The 17,690-nt window shown below is 46.1% G+C and carries 22 protein-coding genes; 1 reads left to right on the forward strand and 21 read right to left on the reverse strand.

The annotated features are described in order from the left end of the window. Positions 1-7: 7 nt before the first annotated feature. Positions 8-253 (forward strand): hypothetical protein, encoded by a 246-nt coding sequence (locus tag CPZ25_RS09200; RefSeq protein ID WP_058693566.1) that lies wholly within the window; start codon positions 8-10, stop codon positions 251-253. A gap of 706 nt (positions 254-959) precedes the next feature. Here the strand turns inward: CPZ25_RS09200 and CPZ25_RS09205 are convergent. The 21 genes from CPZ25_RS09205 to CPZ25_RS09300 all read right to left on the reverse strand — a co-directional run bounded on the left by CPZ25_RS09205 (position 960) and on the right by CPZ25_RS09300 (position 17,524). Continuing rightward, complete coding sequence (locus tag CPZ25_RS09205; RefSeq protein ID WP_133067090.1) at positions 960-1,640, reverse strand: D-Ala-D-Ala carboxypeptidase family metallohydrolase; 681 nt, start codon at positions 1,638-1,640, stop codon at positions 960-962. Between the two features lie 72 nt (positions 1,641-1,712). After that, positions 1,713-2,573: a hypothetical protein gene (locus tag CPZ25_RS09210; protein WP_096920262.1), complete on the reverse strand. Its 861-nt coding sequence runs from the start codon at positions 2,571-2,573 to the stop codon at positions 1,713-1,715. Between the two features lie 255 nt (positions 2,574-2,828). Then, positions 2,829-3,833, reverse strand: coding sequence for an acyltransferase family protein (locus tag CPZ25_RS09215; protein WP_207670850.1), 1,005 nt, complete (start codon positions 3,831-3,833; stop codon positions 2,829-2,831). A gap of 102 nt (positions 3,834-3,935) precedes the next feature. Continuing rightward, positions 3,936-4,916: a GH25 family lysozyme gene (locus CPZ25_RS09220; RefSeq protein ID WP_096920264.1), complete on the reverse strand. Its 981-nt coding sequence runs from the start codon at positions 4,914-4,916 to the stop codon at positions 3,936-3,938. Between the two features lies 1 nt (position 4,917). Further along, positions 4,918-5,199, reverse strand: coding sequence for a phage holin (locus CPZ25_RS09225; RefSeq protein WP_167495202.1), 282 nt, complete (start codon positions 5,197-5,199; stop codon positions 4,918-4,920). Further along, entirely contained in the window at positions 5,189-5,452 is a 264-nt protein-coding gene (locus CPZ25_RS09230) for a hypothetical protein (protein WP_096920266.1), read from the reverse strand. Before CPZ25_RS09230 ends, CPZ25_RS09225 begins: the two co-directional genes overlap by 11 nt. Before the next feature lie 49 nt (positions 5,453-5,501). Further along, on the reverse strand, positions 5,502-5,909 hold the full coding sequence (locus CPZ25_RS09235) for a lipocalin family protein (RefSeq protein ID WP_096920267.1): 408 nt from the start codon (positions 5,907-5,909) through the stop codon (positions 5,502-5,504). 3 nt (positions 5,910-5,912) lie between these two features. Next, complete coding sequence (locus tag CPZ25_RS09240) at positions 5,913-6,248, reverse strand: hypothetical protein (RefSeq protein WP_096920268.1); 336 nt, start codon at positions 6,246-6,248, stop codon at positions 5,913-5,915. Continuing rightward, a complete protein-coding gene (locus CPZ25_RS09245; protein WP_096920269.1) occupies positions 6,248-6,508 on the reverse strand; it encodes a hypothetical protein in 261 nt (86 codons plus the stop codon). Before CPZ25_RS09245 ends, CPZ25_RS09240 begins: the two co-directional genes overlap by 1 nt. A 1-nt stretch (position 6,509) precedes the next feature. Next, the gene (locus CPZ25_RS09250; protein WP_096920270.1) at positions 6,510-6,758 is read right to left on the reverse strand and encodes a hypothetical protein; all 249 of its coding nucleotides are present in this window, start codon (positions 6,756-6,758) and stop codon (positions 6,510-6,512) included. Between the two features lie 12 nt (positions 6,759-6,770). Continuing rightward, a complete protein-coding gene (locus tag CPZ25_RS09255; protein WP_096920271.1) occupies positions 6,771-10,583 on the reverse strand; it encodes a Gp37-like protein in 3,813 nt (1,270 codons plus the stop codon). Then, positions 10,562-11,191, reverse strand: coding sequence for a hypothetical protein (locus CPZ25_RS09260; RefSeq protein ID WP_096920272.1), 630 nt, complete (start codon positions 11,189-11,191; stop codon positions 10,562-10,564). The genes CPZ25_RS09255 and CPZ25_RS09260 overlap by 22 nt, the downstream gene beginning before the upstream one ends. 17 nt (positions 11,192-11,208) lie before the next feature. Beyond that, positions 11,209-12,057, reverse strand: coding sequence for a phage distal tail protein (locus CPZ25_RS09265; RefSeq protein WP_096920273.1), 849 nt, complete (start codon positions 12,055-12,057; stop codon positions 11,209-11,211). Positions 12,058-12,066: 9 nt separating this feature from the next. Next, on the reverse strand, positions 12,067-14,883 hold the full coding sequence (locus CPZ25_RS09270) for a phage tail tape measure protein (protein WP_096920274.1): 2,817 nt from the start codon (positions 14,881-14,883) through the stop codon (positions 12,067-12,069). A gap of 15 nt (positions 14,884-14,898) precedes the next feature. Beyond that, positions 14,899-15,024: a hypothetical protein gene (locus CPZ25_RS20985; protein ID WP_279230358.1), complete on the reverse strand. Its 126-nt coding sequence runs from the start codon at positions 15,022-15,024 to the stop codon at positions 14,899-14,901. A gap of 53 nt (positions 15,025-15,077) precedes the next feature. Beyond that, on the reverse strand, positions 15,078-15,593 hold the full coding sequence (locus CPZ25_RS09275) for a hypothetical protein (RefSeq protein ID WP_096920275.1): 516 nt from the start codon (positions 15,591-15,593) through the stop codon (positions 15,078-15,080). Positions 15,594-15,603: 10 nt separating this feature from the next. After that, positions 15,604-16,200: a major tail protein gene (locus tag CPZ25_RS09280; RefSeq protein WP_096920276.1), complete on the reverse strand. Its 597-nt coding sequence runs from the start codon at positions 16,198-16,200 to the stop codon at positions 15,604-15,606. Positions 16,201-16,202: 2 nt separating this feature from the next. Next, the gene (locus CPZ25_RS09285) at positions 16,203-16,535 is read right to left on the reverse strand and encodes a hypothetical protein (protein WP_096920277.1); all 333 of its coding nucleotides are present in this window, start codon (positions 16,533-16,535) and stop codon (positions 16,203-16,205) included. Beyond that, complete coding sequence (locus tag CPZ25_RS09290) at positions 16,532-16,894, reverse strand: HK97 gp10 family phage protein (protein ID WP_096920278.1); 363 nt, start codon at positions 16,892-16,894, stop codon at positions 16,532-16,534. Before CPZ25_RS09290 ends, CPZ25_RS09285 begins: the two co-directional genes overlap by 4 nt. Next, positions 16,891-17,244, reverse strand: a complete 354-nt coding sequence (locus tag CPZ25_RS09295; RefSeq protein ID WP_096920279.1) for a hypothetical protein — start codon at positions 17,242-17,244, stop codon at positions 16,891-16,893. The genes CPZ25_RS09290 and CPZ25_RS09295 overlap by 4 nt, the downstream gene beginning before the upstream one ends. Then, positions 17,216-17,524, reverse strand: a complete 309-nt coding sequence (locus CPZ25_RS09300; RefSeq protein ID WP_096920280.1) for a hypothetical protein — start codon at positions 17,522-17,524, stop codon at positions 17,216-17,218. Before CPZ25_RS09300 ends, CPZ25_RS09295 begins: the two co-directional genes overlap by 29 nt. Between the last annotated feature and the right edge of the window lie 166 nt (positions 17,525-17,690).

Genomic DNA, 17,690 nt, shown 5'->3' on the forward strand with positions numbered 1-17,690 from the left:
TAAAAAAATGCAATACCGAAAATTATCGCCAAATGCTCAAGACTACGCTAAAAAATTATATTTAGAATACAGAGACCGTATTAAAGAAAATATACCTGATGAAAAAGCGGCCATTATTAATATTGCCACTGATACACACACACTTGATTATATTGATGAATTACAGGGCTTTTTCCATTTTAAGGTAAATAATGACAATGTTATCATCAATCAATTTTTTGTCGATCAGATGACCCGCTTTTGCAAATGGTAATCAAAAAATAAAAAAAACCGTCTATGACGGTCCTTAAAATCAAAATGGTGGAGACAAGGGGACTTGAACCCCTGACCTTCTGACTGCCAGTCAATATTAAATGGCCTAAAATAGCGGGTTTGAATGTATGGTACGACAAAGTACGACAAGCAAGGTACAATATCATTTTTTAAAGGCTGGATTTTTTCGGCCTTTTTTTCTTTTTTCTTCTATAATATATAATAGTAGCAACTCTTTTATTTGTATAAGACAATATAAATTTATTAGGGCTATCACGGTCTAACTGTAAAATATAAACAGCCCAAATTGTTCTTATGGTCACAATATGTTACAATATATTTTACAGGGGCATCCGGCCCTTGTGGCACTGGCGCGGTCAAATCCAGCCCCAGAAATGGGGTGAGGCTTATGGATAGTAATCAGCTAATCTTGATTTTAATCATGATTGGGTTTATTCTTGAGCTTATTAAAAATGGAAAAGACCGCTAACGCCTAACCACAAACGCATAGCGGTCTAACACCTAAAACTTAGGGGCTGGCCGTTGCCGGTGTCCCTGTTTCTTTTTATATTATATCACATTTTCACTATTTTTCCTTAAGTTCTAAAGTACCTGACCGAAGGTCAGCTTGAATACACGAGATTTATATGAGAAACCCTAAACAAACGGTTATTTCTTGCCGTTTTATCGCGAGATTTTCTTGAGAATTAATCCCCAACGGTATCCCGTGGCCACAGCTGCACATGTACAAATTGGCTGGAATAATACCGGATCACGCCTGGGATTCCAACGGCCAGGGCGGCATTTGCCACCTCATCCACTGAATGTCCGGAGCAGTACAGGTCACAAGCTTCTCCGTCCATATGCAGGCTGTCTGGAACGCCGCCATCTTTGGCGTTCTGGTAAGCGCAACGGAAACCAGAGGTAATGGTCACTGGATCGCCCAGGTAGTCCCGAAGCTTCTGGATCATGACTTTTAATTCTGGTTTGATGTCCCCGCCGCACCCGCACTCGCACTTGAACTCATCGGGTCCGAAGTTTGGCAAATCGGTCACATCTATAACAGGCTGGGCCTCTACATCCATCAGGTGAAGGAATACTTCCCGGCCTGCGATCCGGTCCACCCCCAGGCCGTTGTCACCCTGGTAGCTTTCCACGCAGTTCCCCAGGCCGCCGCCAAAGACTCCCGGACACTCGACACCGCCCGGATCATACCCCTTAAGCAGCAGTAGAATTTCCAGAGCGGTGACCATGTACTGGGTTTCACCTTCTCGGACGTTGTGGCTGCCAAAGGTGGTATTGCTGGCGCTGCCCCAGATGCCATCCACCTCCAGACCTGCGCCGTAATCCAGGTTGACGAAGTATCCATGTTGTTGAAAAAAAGACACGCTACAAAACGTGTCTTAGCTAATATCAGGTTCAATATGGATGATTGCCGCTAAAATTCATACTGTTATAATTTAATTTGGCTTTGCTATAAACATAGGATATTCCATTTCTGATAATGAATCAAAGATTTTGCATTTGAATAAAAGCCAATGACTTATCTCTTTTTCTGAAGTAACGTTAAAGTTTACGTTATTAAGTGTAATAGGATAAATATCATTAACTTTCTCGCCTAAAGAAGCATCCTCGTAAGTAATATCTGAATTCTCATTTACATAAACATTTTTAAAATTTATATCTGATATCTGACCATATTTTTCTACATGACTTTTACTTGCGTTTACATACAAATGAAAAGTCAATGAGTCTCCAGGTTTTATTGATTGTATTTCATTTTCATCGAAACTAACTACTACAATAGGCCTTGGCTTTATGGAAAACGTTACATCTGCCTTTTTTACAGTTATTTTGTATTTAGAGTCAAAGTTTGCTAATAAATCTATGCTATTATTGTTGTAATCATTAGAATCAAAACGACTTGTTACACCATATAGAGTTACTTGTACTTTTTCTTCATCAATAAAATTATAAGCTATATGAGAATAATTAAATCCTTTTGTATGTATTTTAAGAACTTCATTGGGATCCGTTTCTATAACTTTTTGAAGTTTTTTAGGATATTTTACTTCATATACTATTTCTCTACCTTCCTCTATTGTTGTTACATTTGGAGACGAGATAGAAATCTCAATTTCCTTGTTACTGTTTATCAACAAAAACGCAAGTAATACAAAGCTACTACAAGCTGCAATCCATGCAATAATCCATTTTAGACGCTTGATCTTTTTTGATCTAATTTCCAATGGAAGAAATCCAATAATTGTAATTAAACAACTAATAATTGTAACTATAATACTAATCTGTTCATTTGACATACTTTACACCCCCCTATTTTATCACATAATACGTTATTATATATATAAAGTCAATACTTTATATAATTTTTTTAGTTGTTTAATTTTTTGCGCAAAGATAAAAAAAACTCCCGATCCAAAGGACCGAGAGCTCTAAAAAAGGAAAAGTTGGGGAGATTGAGTATGTTACTCAATTAAGTAAGAGGTATGCTGTTCTGGTAGATTTATACCCGGCAATAAAAATTTAAAACAAAAAACACTGGTCAAAATTAAAACCTATATCTCAATACGTTTTTTTCTTAATTCCATAAATTTGTTAAACCCAATACTAGCTATTAAAGATAAAAGGAAAATAAAAATAGCTCCAAATTTATAAATTATTTGAAATTTCACCAAAAAAAGATTAAAAAGAATTATAAAAAAATAATGTATAATATAAATATCGGTTGAGTACATCTTTCCAATTATACAGGGATATTTAAAATCAAATATGCTAGGGTGCATGATCGAAATGATAAAAAATTCTAGTCCCCATAGGATTGAACTAAAATAAAAACTAAATGATGTACCAAAGACTTTGTATTCATTTATTGTTAGCACTAAAAGAATAACTACCATGACAATAAGCAACGGCATGTATTTTTTATATTTTTCTCTGCTTTTTAAATTTGCTCTCAACATATTTCCAAGCATAAAAAACGGCAAACCCGTTAACAAAAAATTCCGGTAATATACCTCATTTATATTAATTACTTTTTTGAATTGTAGGTACTCAACAATCAGAACAATCCCCAAAATCACAGGTGTCAAAACATAAAAAATCTTATGTAAATTATGCTTAAGAATAATTTTATATATTATATATACATAAAGTATTGCGAATAAATACCAGATACTCCCAACGCCTATAATAGGAGTTGTCCAATTAAAAACAAATAAATATATATAACTTTTTACATTTAAAAAATAAGTGTTTACCCAGATCGGAAATGAACCTTCATATAATTTTACACTTATATTCACAAAGAAATAAAAGAAAAAACTAATCGCTGTCAAAAATAGCACCTTTTTAATTCGCCTATTTATAACAATAATTCCCTTGTCTTTATTTTCAAAAAAACTAAAATAGCCAGATATCATAAAGAAAAAAGGGACAGCAAATCTTGAGAATACAAAAAATAATTCTCCAAATTTGCCAGGTAAACGAAAATGAATTGTAACAACGCAAAAACATGCCAAAGCTTTAAAAAAGAATAAACTTTTATTTTCAGATTTATCCATCATACCCTCTTAGTATTTTTTAAATTATAGATTAAATCTTACTATAAAAAGAAACATAAATCAATAAAAAAGAGGCCAACCCAAAAGGCTGACCTTCCAATACTAATTAATTCTGATTGTATCCCCAGCATAAATCAAATCCGGGTTTTCAATCCCATTTAATATGGTTAGATGACTTACACTGGTGCCAAACCTTCCAGCAATACCAGAAAGCGTATCGCCGCTCTGAATCGTATAAGTCTGCCCATTGCCAGACGCCACCCCATCGATCACAATCACATCACCCGGATAAATCAAATCCGGATCAGTGATGCCGTTGATCGCCGCTAAATGCTGGTAGGTGGTTCCGTATCGGTCCGCAATACCGGATAGGGTATCTCCACTCTGAACAATATAGGTAGTCGTATTCTGGGCGTTTTCCTGCGCTTCTGGTGCCGGTGCTGGCTGTGGCTGTGGTGCTACACCCGTTCCCCCACCTGCGTAAGCGTCCCAGGCAGCGTGATCGCCGTAAAAGACGTTTAAGTCTAAGGGATCACCCCAACCAGGTAGATAGCCGCTGGAAGTGTACTGTAGCATGGCGGCATCCGCCCAATCCGAAATGGGGTACATGGGCGCGTCCGGCCAGTAGCCATCGCAGCTGTCGGTACTGTAATAGGCCACCCACAAGCCATAATCTCCCGCTACAACGGCGCTCCAATCCCACTCGTTGACCACGGATCCGGACATGTAAATCATGGGCTTAATACCCGTCCGGGCCTGTACTCTGTCCAAGAACTCTTTGGCGTATCCCGGCCCGCGAGTAACCGTATGGGTTTCCCAGTCCAAAACAAGAACCGCTTCCCCGATATAGCCAGCCACATTGTCCACAAAGAAATCTGCTTCAGCTGTCCCAGAGCTGTTCCCGTCCGCGAAGTGGTACACCCCCAGCTTTTTACCGGCCGCTTTGGCCTGCTGGTAAGCGCGGTCACAGTCGCCATTCACATAGTCAAGCCCTTCCGTGGCTTTTACAATCACAAAATCCGCAGGGATGACCGCCGTGTCAATCCCTCGCTGCCATGCGCTGATATCAATACCGTTTAACATTTTATTTTTCCTCCTTATTTTCTAATACATCTTTGGCTGTTTCCTGAATACTCATTTTTGCCAGACTGACGCCACTATCCGCCGTTTTTGGCGTGGTCGGGTCTACCAACACCCCCCAAGCCGCCAGAAGCATCAATACTGCATTAAACGCGTCCTGGATCGGGCCAAAGTCAATGGTCAAGCCAAACAGCGGCACAACGCTTTGCCCGAAAACAACCAAGGCCGACAACATGCCAGCCCAAAACGGTAAACTCTTTAATCGTATTTTCCAGTTAATGTTCATTCTCTTTTTCCTCCAGTTTTGTAATGCGCTTGTCATGATCGACAAACTTATCATCATGTTCCTCCAGCCATTCAAACATGCGTTGATGGCTTTTGCTGTTGGACTCTTTAAAGTCATCAATAAATTTCCGTAGCTCCTTCAGTGTCACGTTTAACTCTGTCGTGCTTTTCGCGTAGCTGTAGGCGATCCCGACAAAAATTGCAACAAAGCTTACCAGCGCTGCGATGATGCCGAAAACCTGCCACTCGGTCATTGGCCCTTACCTCCTTTCTGCATATTAAAAGGGCCTCCCGGCCCCACTGTTAAACTCTGTAAATTAAGGTGCCACGCGGTGTGGTAGCCCCTTCTTTTCCCCAACCATAAACCTTGCCATCGGGATCAATGCGGATCTGTATCCAACCGTAGACACCGCCAACACCAGCATTAAAAACTTGAAGGCTTGGGCGGTACTTTTCAGGGACGGTAAAGTAATGGTTATGCTCCTGAGCAGGCTTTGCGTTGATCGCACGAAGGTCAAAATTAATGACACAAACACCCAGAGGTTTAATCATAAAAGCGTCATAGACCAAGGTATCCGATGAAACGGCTTTTGTGACACTGAAAGATTCCAGTTCCAGACCTGCTACCATTGAGGCGTTGGTTTTCGGATTCTGCTCTGTCCAGTCTCCGTTTGTCTGTTTTTCATATTCGGTGTACTGTTTAACTGGCATCTTTTATTCCTCCAGCATGAATTCAAGGGCCTGGAACACTTCCAGGCTTAAGTCATGGGTGGCTGTTTCTAAAATGGCTTCTGGTACGGTATGGATGGGCACATCACTTTCAATGCTCAATAGATCAATAAGCTCTTTCTGATAAGTATCCCCACCATCTGGGTACTCTTCCTGAAGCTTGGTGAATTCCTCAAAATAGCAGTCATATTCTTTAATAAAGGCCTTTCTGTTTTTATTTAGAGCATATGAAGCCTTTGCGGGTAAACGCACGTCGATAATCTCACTGATCTGGTTGATATGGTTGATGATTTCCTGGTTGGTCATTTTGATAGTATTCATTATTCTGTAACCTCCTGACTATTGTTTTTCTCTGCGATCATTTCATCCTGGATATTATATGCGTATGTTTCAAAGTCCGCCTGGTCTTTCATGACCTGCATCCGATTGATTTTGTAGAGCTCCTGGTTTAAAATAGAGCGCCCCATATCCATTGTTTCTGGAGCATCGCTGTTAATATTGGCATAAAACTGACAGACACGGTCTTCTCCGATTTTTGAATACTCAACAAGGTTAATGGTTCTACTTCTTCCTTCTAACATTTTAGTTTTCCTCCTGGTTTAATAATTGATCCTGAAAAGCAAAGACTTCGTTCTCGAAGCTTGCCTGGTCGTTGATTGCTGTTTCTCTGTTTTCTTTATAGAGTTCTGTGTCCATAATATTCCGCCCGATCTCCATCTCTTTTGGTGTGTTTTTATGCAGAATCGCATAAAACTTGCACATAGGATCACCTCTTTCGGAAAGGGAAAAATCGGTGATTTCATAGCGGATATCTTTAATGCCTCTTGCCATTTGCTCCTCCTGTTATAAATAATATAAAATCGTTCCTCTGAATGAGGTCATTCCGCTTGGGTGCCATACGTATAAACCACCATCGGCTTGAAGCTTGATTTGGAACCATCCATAGACACCACCGACGCCAGCTGAAAAAATTAGACCCGGTGGACGATAGCCCGCTGGAACGGTCAATATTTTAGTATGTGTGCCTGCGGCAACATTGCCGGTAAGCGAGAAGCTTAACAGACAAAATTTACCCATGCTGTTATAAACAATGTTGTTCAGTTCACCGGATGGCTTTGAAAACCCGCTGGCTACGGTGAAATTCACAATTTTTGTACATCCCTCGGCATAAACCTGTGGGGACTGCGCATTGCTCACGCCAATTCTAGCGGCGGCACTGGTTCCCATCCACACGCCATAATTGCTGCCTTCCCGCCCCATCTCAAACAGATTATAACCGCCCACATAGCCTTCGACAAAAGCCTTTGTTGTGGAGGCGTCCCCAGCTGCCAGGTGCAGGAGGTCTTTCCCAAGCACATTTAACGCCCCTGGACTCCATGTCTGGCCACTGACGGCTTTAAAAGCCACGGTCCCGACGAGCGATGCTGAAGCGTTTTTAACGGTCATGGACTGCGCGCCCTGCATGGTCAGCGTCCCGGTCATTGCAACGTTTCCGGCACTGTCTACCTTGAAATTCTTGGTGTCAATCGTGCCATTCGCTAGGTTGATTTTCATCCCGGCGCTGTTGGCAACGTAGTTTTTGGATGTAATGGCCGTACCATAGAACTTGTCTACGGTAATGGCCCCTGCTGCGATTTTGTCCGCGGTGATTTGTCCTGCTGCGATTTTGGCTGCGGTCACTGCGCCAGCTGCCAGCTGTGTCGCTGTGATGGCGTTGGCTGCGATCTGGGCTGCGGTGATGGTACCTGCTGCAATCTCATTGGCCGTGACGGCTTTCGCAGCGATTTTAGCTGTCGTGATGGCATTGGCGACAATCTTATCGGCCGTGACAGCACCCACCGCCAACTTATCCGCTGTCACTGCGCCCGCCGCCAGTTTATCCGCGTTGACCGAACCCGCGGCAATAGTGCCTGCTGTAACCGCATTGGCGGCAATTTTGCCAGCGATAACCGAGTTAGCTGCCAGTTTGTCTGCATTGATCGCGCCTGTGGCAATGGTCGAAGCTGTCACCGCGTTGGCTGCGAGCTTGCCAGCAATGACCGACCCCGCCGCCAGTTTTTCGGCTGTTATGCTTTCAGCGCCGATTCTTGCCGCCGCTAAGTTGCCCGTTGTGATCTTGCCCGCGTCTAAGTTCGCGATCAGAGCGTTGGTTATGGCCGCATTCGCAATGGCGTTTGTGCCAAATGGCGCGGCTGTCCACTTACTGCCATCCCAACGGTAAATCCTGTTTCCATCATCGGTATCAAACCAGGTGTCTCCTGTTTTTCTTCCGGTGGTCGGTGGCTGTGCGGTCTGGTAGAAGACGGTATTTTTGCCATCCGCGCTGGTCTGGGCGGTGGCCGCTGCCTTTTTCGCCTGATCCGCAAACGTATAGGCGCTGTCGGCTTTGGTCTGGGCCGAAGCGGCTGCTTGAGCTGCTGCATTGGCCTTGTTCTGGGCTGTCGTAACGGCGGCTTGGGCGGCGGCGATTTCTTCCTCTGTGGCATCCACTCTGCCGGTAACCGCTGCCAGATTTTTTTCAGCGGCTTCCAGGTCTTTTGCGGCCTGGTCTGAGGCTGTCTTTGCCGCGTTGGCATTGCTCTGTGCTGTCTGTGCATCCTTCGCGGCCTGATCGGCTGCGGTTTTGGCTGCCGCCGCATTGGCTAAGGCGGTACTGGCGTTGCTGCCTGCCGTCGTGATACTGCTGTTTACGGCATCCGACAGGGCGCCCGAGCCAAAAGGACTGGCAGACCATTTTGTCCCGTCCCAAACATAGGCCTTATAGCCGTTTGCTGTATCAAACCAGGTATCGCCTTTCTTGTTGCCCGTAAGTCCGGGCTGGGTGTTCTGATAGTAAATCTTGTTCTTGCCGTCAGCGGTGGTTTGGGCCTGCTGTGCGGCACTAGCCGCCCCTGTGATCTGATCGTTGACCTGCTGCGCCAGCTTATCCCCTGTGATGGCCCCAGGGGCGATCTGCACCCCGTTGATGGTGCCGACGGTGATATTCGCCGCATTCAGGTTCACAACCTCGATCTGGGCAGCGTCCAGCCGCCCGGCGGTGATCTTATTCGCTGTTAAACCTACGATTTTCGCATCGGTAATACTACCGTCTGCAATCTGTGTCGTACCGATGACCCCTGTGCCGATCATCGCGGTGGTAATACAGCCATTCTTAATGTTGGCAAGGTCAATGTCTGCCTTGCCGATCATGGCCGTGTCAATGTCAGCGATACCGGCTTTCAGGTTTGTAATATCCGCCGTGATGGCGGTCAGGTCCCCGATATGGGCCACGTCAATGATGGCTTTTCGAATATCGGCTGTGTCAGTTTCCAGCTCGGTAATCCGGGCCGTAGCGGCATTCAGATCGCCGATGCTGGCTTTGTCTGCCACCAGCACCTGGATTTCTGCGGTTTTGGCTCGCAGGGTTTCAACGGTGGCGGTGATGGCGGTCAGGTCTTTGATGTCCGCTTTATTTGCCACAAGCGTTTGAATCTCTGCATACTCTGTAAAGATTACTTTAAATTTAGCTGAAAGCCCAGCCCGTTCTGTAGTGCCGCTACTGTTCGCAGCAGAAATACTCTGACTTATGCTGGCAGATGTATGACCAAAGGTTGGTTGAACCGTAACTGCATCTCCTTCATAAACCTCCCGTATCTCCGTAACAATCTCAAAAAGCATATAGCCGCCATTTTCAGGATCATAAAAGGTGCAAATATCCCCCAAATCCCAAAGCTCACGGTAATCGATCGGGTTGGCCTCAAACTCGTAGCTTTCAGCCGCGGACATTTCAGCAAGTTTAACACGCCCTCTATCTGCCAGAGTGGTGTTGCTCTCCGATTCTTCTGATTCCTTTTCGACGTCTCTTGCATCAATGTATGTTTCCCATCGGTCATCCCCGGTTAGATCATCATTGATCGTTTCAATTTCCCGCTCTTCACCGTCTCCCTGCCCGGCAACGTAGGCCATGTTGGCCATTCCTTTTGCGGTATAGCTATACTTTCTTTTGGTTACTCGCCTGTTTTTCTTTGAAAACACATAACTATTTGGATTATCTTCCGCATAACTTCGGTCAATTCCATCTAAAACTTCAAAAACAAGCAACTTATTTTCAGCATCTAATTTAACACTAATGCCAAGACCGGATTGAAGGGACAGCGCATTTAGTTCATCAGAAACACGTTTTAGTCGGCTCTGATACGTTAATTTTTCGCCTCGGTGCTTATTTTCTCCTAAAACAAGATGTGGAATTTTTCTCTTGTTATTTGTCGGGTTTACTGCTGAATCCCGAACAAGATCATACATAATATCCTCAACAGGTTTACTGTTCCAAATATAATAGCCGTTGTTGGCTGGGGGAGGAATTGTCCACCGTCCGAAAAGTTTGTATAAAAGCGAAAAACCTTTTATTGTGATGTCTTCAAGGCTGTTGACCCCATATCCATCTGTGTCGTCATTATGTTCTAAAATTATGCCGCTGCGATAAGGGTCGTTGTCCAGCATGATATAATTGCCTTGCTGAAACAGATCGGGTCGTTGTATTTTAGTATGAAGCTCAAATTCCCCAAAAGTCTCCCAACGACGTATAAAAATAAGCGAGGTATAATTTCTTACCTCGCCAATCATCTCCAAGTCTTTGTTAAAAAAGCGAACGCTGGTTATTTTTTGTAAACCCGGCATAAGGCACCCGCCTCCGCTTCGTCCGGAAAGCTTTCGCCTTCGTTAATCTCAAAAATCTTCCGCCATCCGGTGCCCTGCTGGGTTCGGAACCATTTTTCCACGACCTCCTGGAAGTTCTGAAACCAAGTGTTCATCTCCGTGGGATTTCTTGGCCCCATGCCACCGCAGAGGGCTTTATAGGGACGTTCATCCAACACTGTGATGGCGCCGGTCAATCCCACCTTTAGTTGTGCAAGAGATAGTTCATAGCGCACACCATCCCGCTGCAGTGTAGGTGGCTGTGGACTGCTGGCCTCTGTGCCCTGCTTGAGCACCACCAGGCAGTTCATAGCGCTGTAGTCCAGGCGGACCACAACGCGGTCAATGCGCATATAGTTCGTAGGTTTGGGCACTGTCAACGTCTTTGGGGTGGTCAATTCGTTAAAAATACCGCAGACATTTGCGTATCCCGGCGCAACCGAAACATTGCCGCTGCCCGCAGTGACCTTATAGCTCATGGTGCCGTCTTCCTCGACCCGGATGCCGGACATAAAGCTGTTCTTGTAATAAGCCGTCAAGTCATCTTGAGTGTATTCTTTTTCGTTAAAAAAGCCGCTTCTTTCTGCCATTTGTTTTCCTCCTTCTGTTAGATTCCCAGGTATCGGCGTTTATACCGGACTTCTACTGCGTTTGTCATATCACTTCTCCCGCTACTGTATTTTAAAACATTATCACCTAGTGCCAGGGTCATATCCAGCGCACTTCTAAGATTAATGTAATTGTATGCATTGGTCCTAACACCGTTTCTTTCTATTTCGATATATTCTTTTCCATATTCTGTACTAATATACAACGTTTCATTATCTTGTAAAGCTTTATTAACAGCTACAAATTCTCCTGTTGTGATATTTTCAATTTTTGGTTTATCTGCTGGTCCTTTGAACAAAATCGTTACCGGCACCGCTTCGTGTCCATCGTTATAAACTTTGGCAGTCGGTGCACCTCGATGTGCTAGAGAGAAAGGTACCGAAAAAGGGAATCTTAAGCCCCCTTCCCAACTTGTCAGTTCAATACGGGAATCTGCAATATCTGTAAGGTATGGATCGTCACAATATAGATAAATCGAAAAGGGTTGAAATATCCAGCTGTTTTGATATGTGAATTTTACCTTTTCAACAATTCCTTCAATTTTCCGTTCAAAATTCGCTTGCTTACAGAATAGTGTCCCTTTTTCTTTTTGACGGAGCGCGCGGAGCAACCCTTCTTTTCTTTCTTCCAGCTCAAAAGCATTATCTGCTTGTATTCTTCCTGTAATAATTGGCGTGCGCGGCACAAGATTTACAGCTTGAATGCTCACCCCATCTTGACCGTAGCCCTTGCTGGTGTTTTTTTCAATATCAGCCATATCGAAGCCCTCATACTCTGTAAGAATATAAGGGCTGTTTGAACCAATTTTAATGGTATCGCCTCGGATATTTTCATATATAAACTCCATAACATTCTCCTACTTTGCAAACTCGCGCATAAGATTTTCAAATTGTCGGGCTTGTTCTGCTGGCGATTTGACAGGTTCATTATAATTAATCGTCACTCCTAAAAACGGGAGCATGGCAGTTATTTTTTCAAGGGCTTTTAATATACCATCATTGCTTTCTGCAACTGCCATCCTGACATAATCCTGCAACACAGAGATCGGGGCTACTGCTTCCGGCCCGGCTTCCCCGCCGCCAAGCAGTTTATTACCGTTGGCGCCAAAGATGGTCGGCTTGGTTAAGATCCCGCCCTTGGCGTACCAGTCCACCGAAAAATGCGGAATAGATGGCGGGTTCAGGCTGAAATTCCCGTTAACTGAAAAATGCGGTAATTTAATTTTTGGAAAAGGTAATTCACCGCTTAAAATATCTTTTATATTTCCGAAAAATTCTCTCACCCGATCCACAACGTTCTGCACCGGGCTGATCACCGCGTCCTTGATGGCGTTGAACTTATCGCGCACCACATTGTACGCGTTGACCAGCTTTTCCTGAATCCCGCCGGGCAGCATGTTCCAAATATTCATGAGGTTGTTTTTCATGCCTTCGGTATCGCCTTTCATAAAGGAGGTCAGCGCGCCCCAGAGGCTGCTGTTCACTTCCTTGGCTGCACTCGTGGCGGTTTGAACCCCCTGGCACATTTCCGACCATTTACTTTGAACACTTTCTTTGACACCACTTGCCCAGTTGCTCAGGCTTTCGCCCCAGCCTTGTATGGTGCCTTGGGCGTTGCTGATCCAGCTGCTGGCCGTGTCGCTGATTCCCTTCCAGGTCTCTCCCCACCAACTGCTGAGCTGTCCAATTTTTTCGCTGAACCAGTCACAGATAGAACCCCAGTTTTGGATAATGAGGATCACCGCTGTAATGGCCGCGACAATGGCTAACACCACCCCGATAATCGGCAGCAGCGATGTCGAAAGGGCGCCAAAACCAATGGATGCGCCGCCAGCTGCTGCACCTGCAACGCCAAGTCCTCCGCCCAAAGTTGTCAAAACAATGCCAAAGGATGCGACTAAAGGCATCAAAAGTGTAAACAAAGCCAAAGCTCCGCCCAGAACAACAATAAAGGTCTGTATGGGCCCGGGCAGATTTGCAAACCATTCAGCCACCTTTGAGAGCATCTCCAACAACGGTTGAAAAACAATCATCAGTTTTTCACCGATCTCGCCCAGGGCTGTCTTTAGGGTATTTAAGCTTCCCTGCCATTTTTCACCGGGTGAGCGCGCATCCATTTCATCCGCTTTTCCGTTCACATCGGTAAAGGCGTCGCCAATATCAAAAAGCGCCACGGACGCGTCAATCCCTAAATCTTCAAATTGGGAGGACAAAGCGGATAAAGCGGCCTGCTGTTCGGTCGGGGTCATCTGCTGGAGATCGGCGCCAATGCTGGCCGCCACATCGGCAACCGTGGCCTGGCCGTTTTTCCATTCCTGGAAGGTGTCTTGAGTGGCCTGCGAAAAATTCCCCATGTTGGCTTCAAAGGTCCCGTCACCTAAACGGATCTGTAATTCTTTTACAGCGTCGGCAACCTTATCCGTGTTCATGGCGCCGCCATCCATGCCGTTTTTTAGAATCTGAAGCATCTGCTCAGCGCTGAATCCTGCTTCCTCAAAAAGCGGCGAATACTCGTTCAGGGTATCCATAAAGTCATCGCTGGCATTCAGATTGTTCTGATAGCCAGCGGTCACTAAATTCATGGCCTCCTCGGCGGTCAGGCCAAAAGCATTCATAAGCTGCTTCGTGCCTCGGACATTCTCCTGCATGTCGGTGCCGGTCCGAGTTGACAGTGTTAGAAGTTGGTTGGTCAGGTTCGTCAAGTCGGTGTCGTTGAGGTCTTTAAAATTCTGTCTGGTCAAAACAACGGCTTGGGTAGCCTCTTCCACGGAGTCGGTAATGCCTTCCTTAAACACGCTTTTTACCACGCCATTTAACGCCTCGGCTTCATCCGCCGTCAAGCCCAGATTTGCCTGTAGACTTTGCTGGCTGTTCCCAAATTCCATGGCGGTTTCCATGGCGTTTTTACCGATATCAATAATCTTGTCTCCGACGCCGGAGAGCTGATCGGCGGCATCCATCAGAGCCTGTCCTTTCAATGTCTCGCCCATATCCTCCAGCTGTTCGCTGGTGTCATTGGCGCTTTCTGAAAGTTTGCTCAGATCCTGACGGACATTATCAATGCTGTTGCCATCATCCACCTGGTCCAGTGCTGTTTTCATTTTGCCCAGATCCGCATCGGATCCCAGGGCGGCCTTGCCGATTTTGTTGATGGCGGCGTCCAGCTGGTCCGCGCTGGCGGTTCCGTTTCGGATGGCGTTCACGGTTCGGGTGCCCAGCACATCCGCAAAGTCCTCCACACTGGAATCCGTTGCCTTAAACAAGGTTTCCAGGCGTTTGGTGTTGGTAGCCAGACGCTCCTGTTCGGAGACCATTGCGGTAACCTGGTTAATATAGCCGTTTAGCGCGCTTTCGGTCGCTTCGATTTCCCGCTTGAACCCACGGTACTGTTCCGCGCCGATTTCACCGCTTTTAAACTGGGCTTCAACCTGGCTTTCAGCGCTTTTAAGCTGGCTGAGCTTTTCCGTGGTAATGGCAATCTGATCACTCAACAGCTTTTGTTTTTGGGCGATCAATTCTGTATTCCCTGGATCAAATTTCAGCAGCCGTTCAACGTCTTTCAGCTCACTGCCGACTTTGGCAGCACGGTCGTTGACACTCTTCAATGCTTTATCAAGGCCTTTGGTCTCGCCGTTAAATTCAATACTAATCCCTTTTATCCGGCTTCCTGCCATAGCTGTCCCTCCCTTCTAAAACCGGTCAAAATCGGCCTGTGTCGCTTTGCGCACTTTTTTCTTTTTCTCTTTTTCCGGCTTGTTGTTTTCAATGAATTCATAAACATAGTCCATGCACATGCCGATGGTCATACCTTCCATGTCCTCAGCATCAATGCCGACCTGCTTGCACAGGTATAAAAAAGACTCAGTGGTTAATGGTTCTTCACCAGCGCTGGCATCGTCGATTTTTTTTTAGATTCAATGCTGTGGCCGATGAGCTCCACCGCATCGGTGAGGATGTCCATGAGCGGGAAAGTGTCAAAGCCCTCCAGCCAGGTTTCCGGATCCGGCAAGCTTTTATCTGCGGTTTTGGCTAAGGTCCAGACAATGTTATAAAGCGGCTCAAAGTCCAGTCGGTCCAAAGCTTCCCAGGACATGGCCTCAAGATCAAGCACGTCTGCCGCTTTTGTCTCTTCTGTGGTGGCTTCTTTGCCGCCTTCCGCTTCTTTTGTTTCCGCCTTGGCGTCTTCAGTAACCACTTCCGCCGCCGGGTTCACAACATCCTCGTTGAAATCCGGCGTTCCCGGCATGTTTGCGCCAATAGATTTCACCAGTTTGAACAGTTCGGCAAAGTAGTCTTTCCCGAACTGCTTTTTGTATTTCATGGGCGTGGCCGCATTGGATTCCAGCAGCACCTGTTTCCCGTCAATCTCTACAATTTTCTGCATGGCCTACTCCTTAGGATCCTGACGGCGGCGTAACCGCCTTTTCATAAACTTTTTCGTACCATGCATCATAAATAGCGGCCGGTGTTCCCTGGGTCGTTTTGGTCTTCACATTCCGGTCAGACGGTCTTGCACTGGCCACAAAGCTCAGTTCGCTGGTGCCGGGTTCAACGGAATCGGTGCTGGTGCTGGAAGAAACCGTTGGCCGGCTGGCTTTGCAGTTGTAGAGCACGTGGCGGGTAGCCTTGATATCATTGTCAAATTCAAACAGCAGCGCAAAGCCTTTCGGTTTGGCGCCCTGGACTTCGGTAACCACCTGGTCGGTTTCGTCGATCACCTCACCCAGACACTCGGTCGCAAAAGCGGTGGGAATATTGGCTAGTGTAAAGGTGCCATCATACCCCTGGTTATTCGGCGCGCTGAAATACAGCATGTCATCTGCGTAAAATTCAATCATATCGCCTCGGGGCTCCAAGGTCAGCTCAACGGATCCAGGAAGCCGGATCGGGGTACCATAGGTGAAGGCGCCGTCCTCGGCTTCGGTGATGGTGGCAAAATAGGCGTTTTTAAGCCCGTAGTTGACTTTCTGTTCTTTGGGTGTGTTTGGCATAATTATTCACTCCTTTTCAAAATTTCAAATTCATAGCCTCGCAGGTACATCTGCTCGGACTCCAGATAGCTTTCATAGGTGGTGTAGGCGATGTCGTTGTGGTCCATGACCGTTTCCAGTTTTTCCTCAATGGCCGGATCTTTCCGGTCCGTGTAGAGTTCAACGGTTACGCCGGTCACTTGCTGGTAAACGCGGTTGTCCGCATAGAAAGGATCGCTGCTGTCCTCGTAGTAAATCAGATAAGGCAGCGGCGGCACCTCGCCCACTTCCCAATGATGGTACGCCACGGGCATGCCCGTCGTTTTTAAAAGAACTTCTAATGCTTGTAATGTCATTTTTGAAACCTCTTAATAATGCCGTCTTCAAAAGTTCGGACGTATTTTTCTTCAATGGGCGCGATATGCACCTTTGGCGGCACGCGGCCTCCGTCTCGTCTGGCGTGGCCTTTCTCAAGCAGGTGGGTAAGTTGATAGTTCGTCCGGTTGTGCACGTACCATCCAGCTCCCTCCTTTGTTTTGGTCCATCCCTTGTTGTAATCACCGGTTTTCTTAGGGCTGGATGCTTTGAGTTCCTTAACCGCTTGGGTGGCGTTATCTTCTTTCAGGTCCTCTAAGTCCTCTTCAATTTCAGAGGTATAGTCCTTTAAGGCCTTAACAAGCGCCGATGCAAAGTCTTCAGCGCGTACTTTTGTCATAGTAATTCCTCTCTTTCGTCCACCTTTGGCGGGATCTGCCGCTCGATGGTGGCGTCATAACTTAAGGGGGCCGTATCCTTGCGCTGCAGCAGCACAATCCGGTACTGGACCCCGTCCATGATCAGGATGTCATCCTGGGAGAGCTCGGGGTGGCGGGGCAGCCGCAGCACACTGTCAACGTTGATATCGGCGGCTTTCGCGCCAAAGAAGCGGTTAAACCCCACGGTTTTTTCGCCGTACCGGAGCCGGTCAACCTTTGTTCGGGTGATCCGGTTTTTTACCACAGCGCAAACCGTCAGTACGCCGTCGTTAAACAGCGCTTCATTCTGCGGGCGTTTGCTGATCGGCATAGCGTTCCACCTTCCGGTCAATCTGCAAGGCCAATAGCTCTGGCAGATAGTTTTTAACATATTCGTCCAGGGCGCCCGCCCGGACATATCTTACATAATCAAAAAGCAGCTCACGGGGCTTTGCCTCTTCGGTAAAGTCCTGCTCGCTGCCGGCGATTCGATTGATATAGGCCATGCCCCGGGCGATGATCCCGGAAAGCTTTTTTTCGCTTTCCGGATCCTCCCAGGTCATGTCCACATAATTTTTTACATCGTCCAAAAGACCTTCGGGTAATGCCATCACATCACCTCATTAGGCCGATGCCGTCACAGCCTCGGTAGGTGCGCTCACGACAGTCCCGCTGTATTTTCCAGCGCCTATGACCTCAACCTTAATAAACTTTCCAACCTTGTCGGCAGCCAGCTTATGGGTCTTTCCAATGGCTCCGGCAATATCGCTGTATTCA

Source organism: Eubacterium maltosivorans (assembly GCF_002441855.2).
GTDB classification, from domain to species: domain Bacteria; phylum Bacillota; class Clostridia; order Eubacteriales; family Eubacteriaceae; genus Eubacterium; species Eubacterium maltosivorans.

Excerpts from the sequence above, each read along its gene's own strand:
- CPZ25_RS09260 (WP_096920272.1), bottom strand. The coding sequence starts at position 11,191 with ATGGCAGAAAGAAGCGGCTTTTTTAACGAAAAAGAATACACTCAAGAT.
- CPZ25_RS09220 (WP_096920264.1), bottom strand. The coding sequence starts at position 4,916 with ATGTTAAACGGTATTGATATCAGCGCATGGCAGCGAGGGATTGACACG.
- CPZ25_RS09275 (WP_096920275.1), bottom strand. The coding sequence starts at position 15,593 with ATGCAGAAAATTGTAGAGATTGACGGGAAACAGGTGCTGCTGGAATCC.
- CPZ25_RS20985 (WP_279230358.1), bottom strand. The coding sequence starts at position 15,024 with ATGGAAGGTATGACCATCGGCATGTGCATGGACTATGTTTATGAATTC.
- CPZ25_RS09265 (WP_096920273.1), bottom strand. The coding sequence starts at position 12,057 with ATGGAGTTTATATATGAAAATATCCGAGGCGATACCATTAAAATTGGT.
- CPZ25_RS09245 (WP_096920269.1), bottom strand. The coding sequence starts at position 6,508 with ATGTTAGAAGGAAGAAGTAGAACCATTAACCTTGTTGAGTATTCAAAA.
- CPZ25_RS09280 (WP_096920276.1), bottom strand. The coding sequence starts at position 16,200 with ATGCCAAACACACCCAAAGAACAGAAAGTCAACTACGGGCTTAAAAAC.
- CPZ25_RS09250 (WP_096920270.1), bottom strand. The coding sequence starts at position 6,758 with ATGGCAAGAGGCATTAAAGATATCCGCTATGAAATCACCGATTTTTCC.
- CPZ25_RS09270 (WP_096920274.1), bottom strand. The coding sequence starts at position 14,883 with ATGGCAGGAAGCCGGATAAAAGGGATTAGTATTGAATTTAACGGCGAG.
- CPZ25_RS09210 (WP_096920262.1), bottom strand. The coding sequence starts at position 2,573 with ATGTCAAATGAACAGATTAGTATTATAGTTACAATTATTAGTTGTTTA.
- CPZ25_RS09295 (WP_096920279.1), bottom strand. The coding sequence starts at position 17,244 with ATGCCGATCAGCAAACGCCCGCAGAATGAAGCGCTGTTTAACGACGGC.
- CPZ25_RS09225 (WP_167495202.1), bottom strand. The coding sequence starts at position 5,199 with ATGAACATTAACTGGAAAATACGATTAAAGAGTTTACCGTTTTGGGCT.
- CPZ25_RS09255 (WP_096920271.1), bottom strand. The coding sequence starts at position 10,583 with ATGCCGGGTTTACAAAAAATAACCAGCGTTCGCTTTTTTAACAAAGAC.
- CPZ25_RS09300 (WP_096920280.1), bottom strand. The coding sequence starts at position 17,524 with ATGGCATTACCCGAAGGTCTTTTGGACGATGTAAAAAATTATGTGGAC.
- CPZ25_RS09230 (WP_096920266.1), bottom strand. The coding sequence starts at position 5,452 with ATGACCGAGTGGCAGGTTTTCGGCATCATCGCAGCGCTGGTAAGCTTT.
- CPZ25_RS09235 (WP_096920267.1), bottom strand. The coding sequence starts at position 5,909 with ATGCCAGTTAAACAGTACACCGAATATGAAAAACAGACAAACGGAGAC.
- CPZ25_RS09285 (WP_096920277.1), bottom strand. The coding sequence starts at position 16,535 with ATGACATTACAAGCATTAGAAGTTCTTTTAAAAACGACGGGCATGCCC.
- CPZ25_RS09240 (WP_096920268.1), bottom strand. The coding sequence starts at position 6,248 with ATGAATACTATCAAAATGACCAACCAGGAAATCATCAACCATATCAAC.
- CPZ25_RS09290 (WP_096920278.1), bottom strand. The coding sequence starts at position 16,894 with ATGACAAAAGTACGCGCTGAAGACTTTGCATCGGCGCTTGTTAAGGCC.
- CPZ25_RS09200 (WP_058693566.1), top strand. The coding sequence starts at position 8 with ATGCAATACCGAAAATTATCGCCAAATGCTCAAGACTACGCTAAAAAA.
- CPZ25_RS09215 (WP_207670850.1), bottom strand. The coding sequence starts at position 3,833 with ATGGATAAATCTGAAAATAAAAGTTTATTCTTTTTTAAAGCTTTGGCA.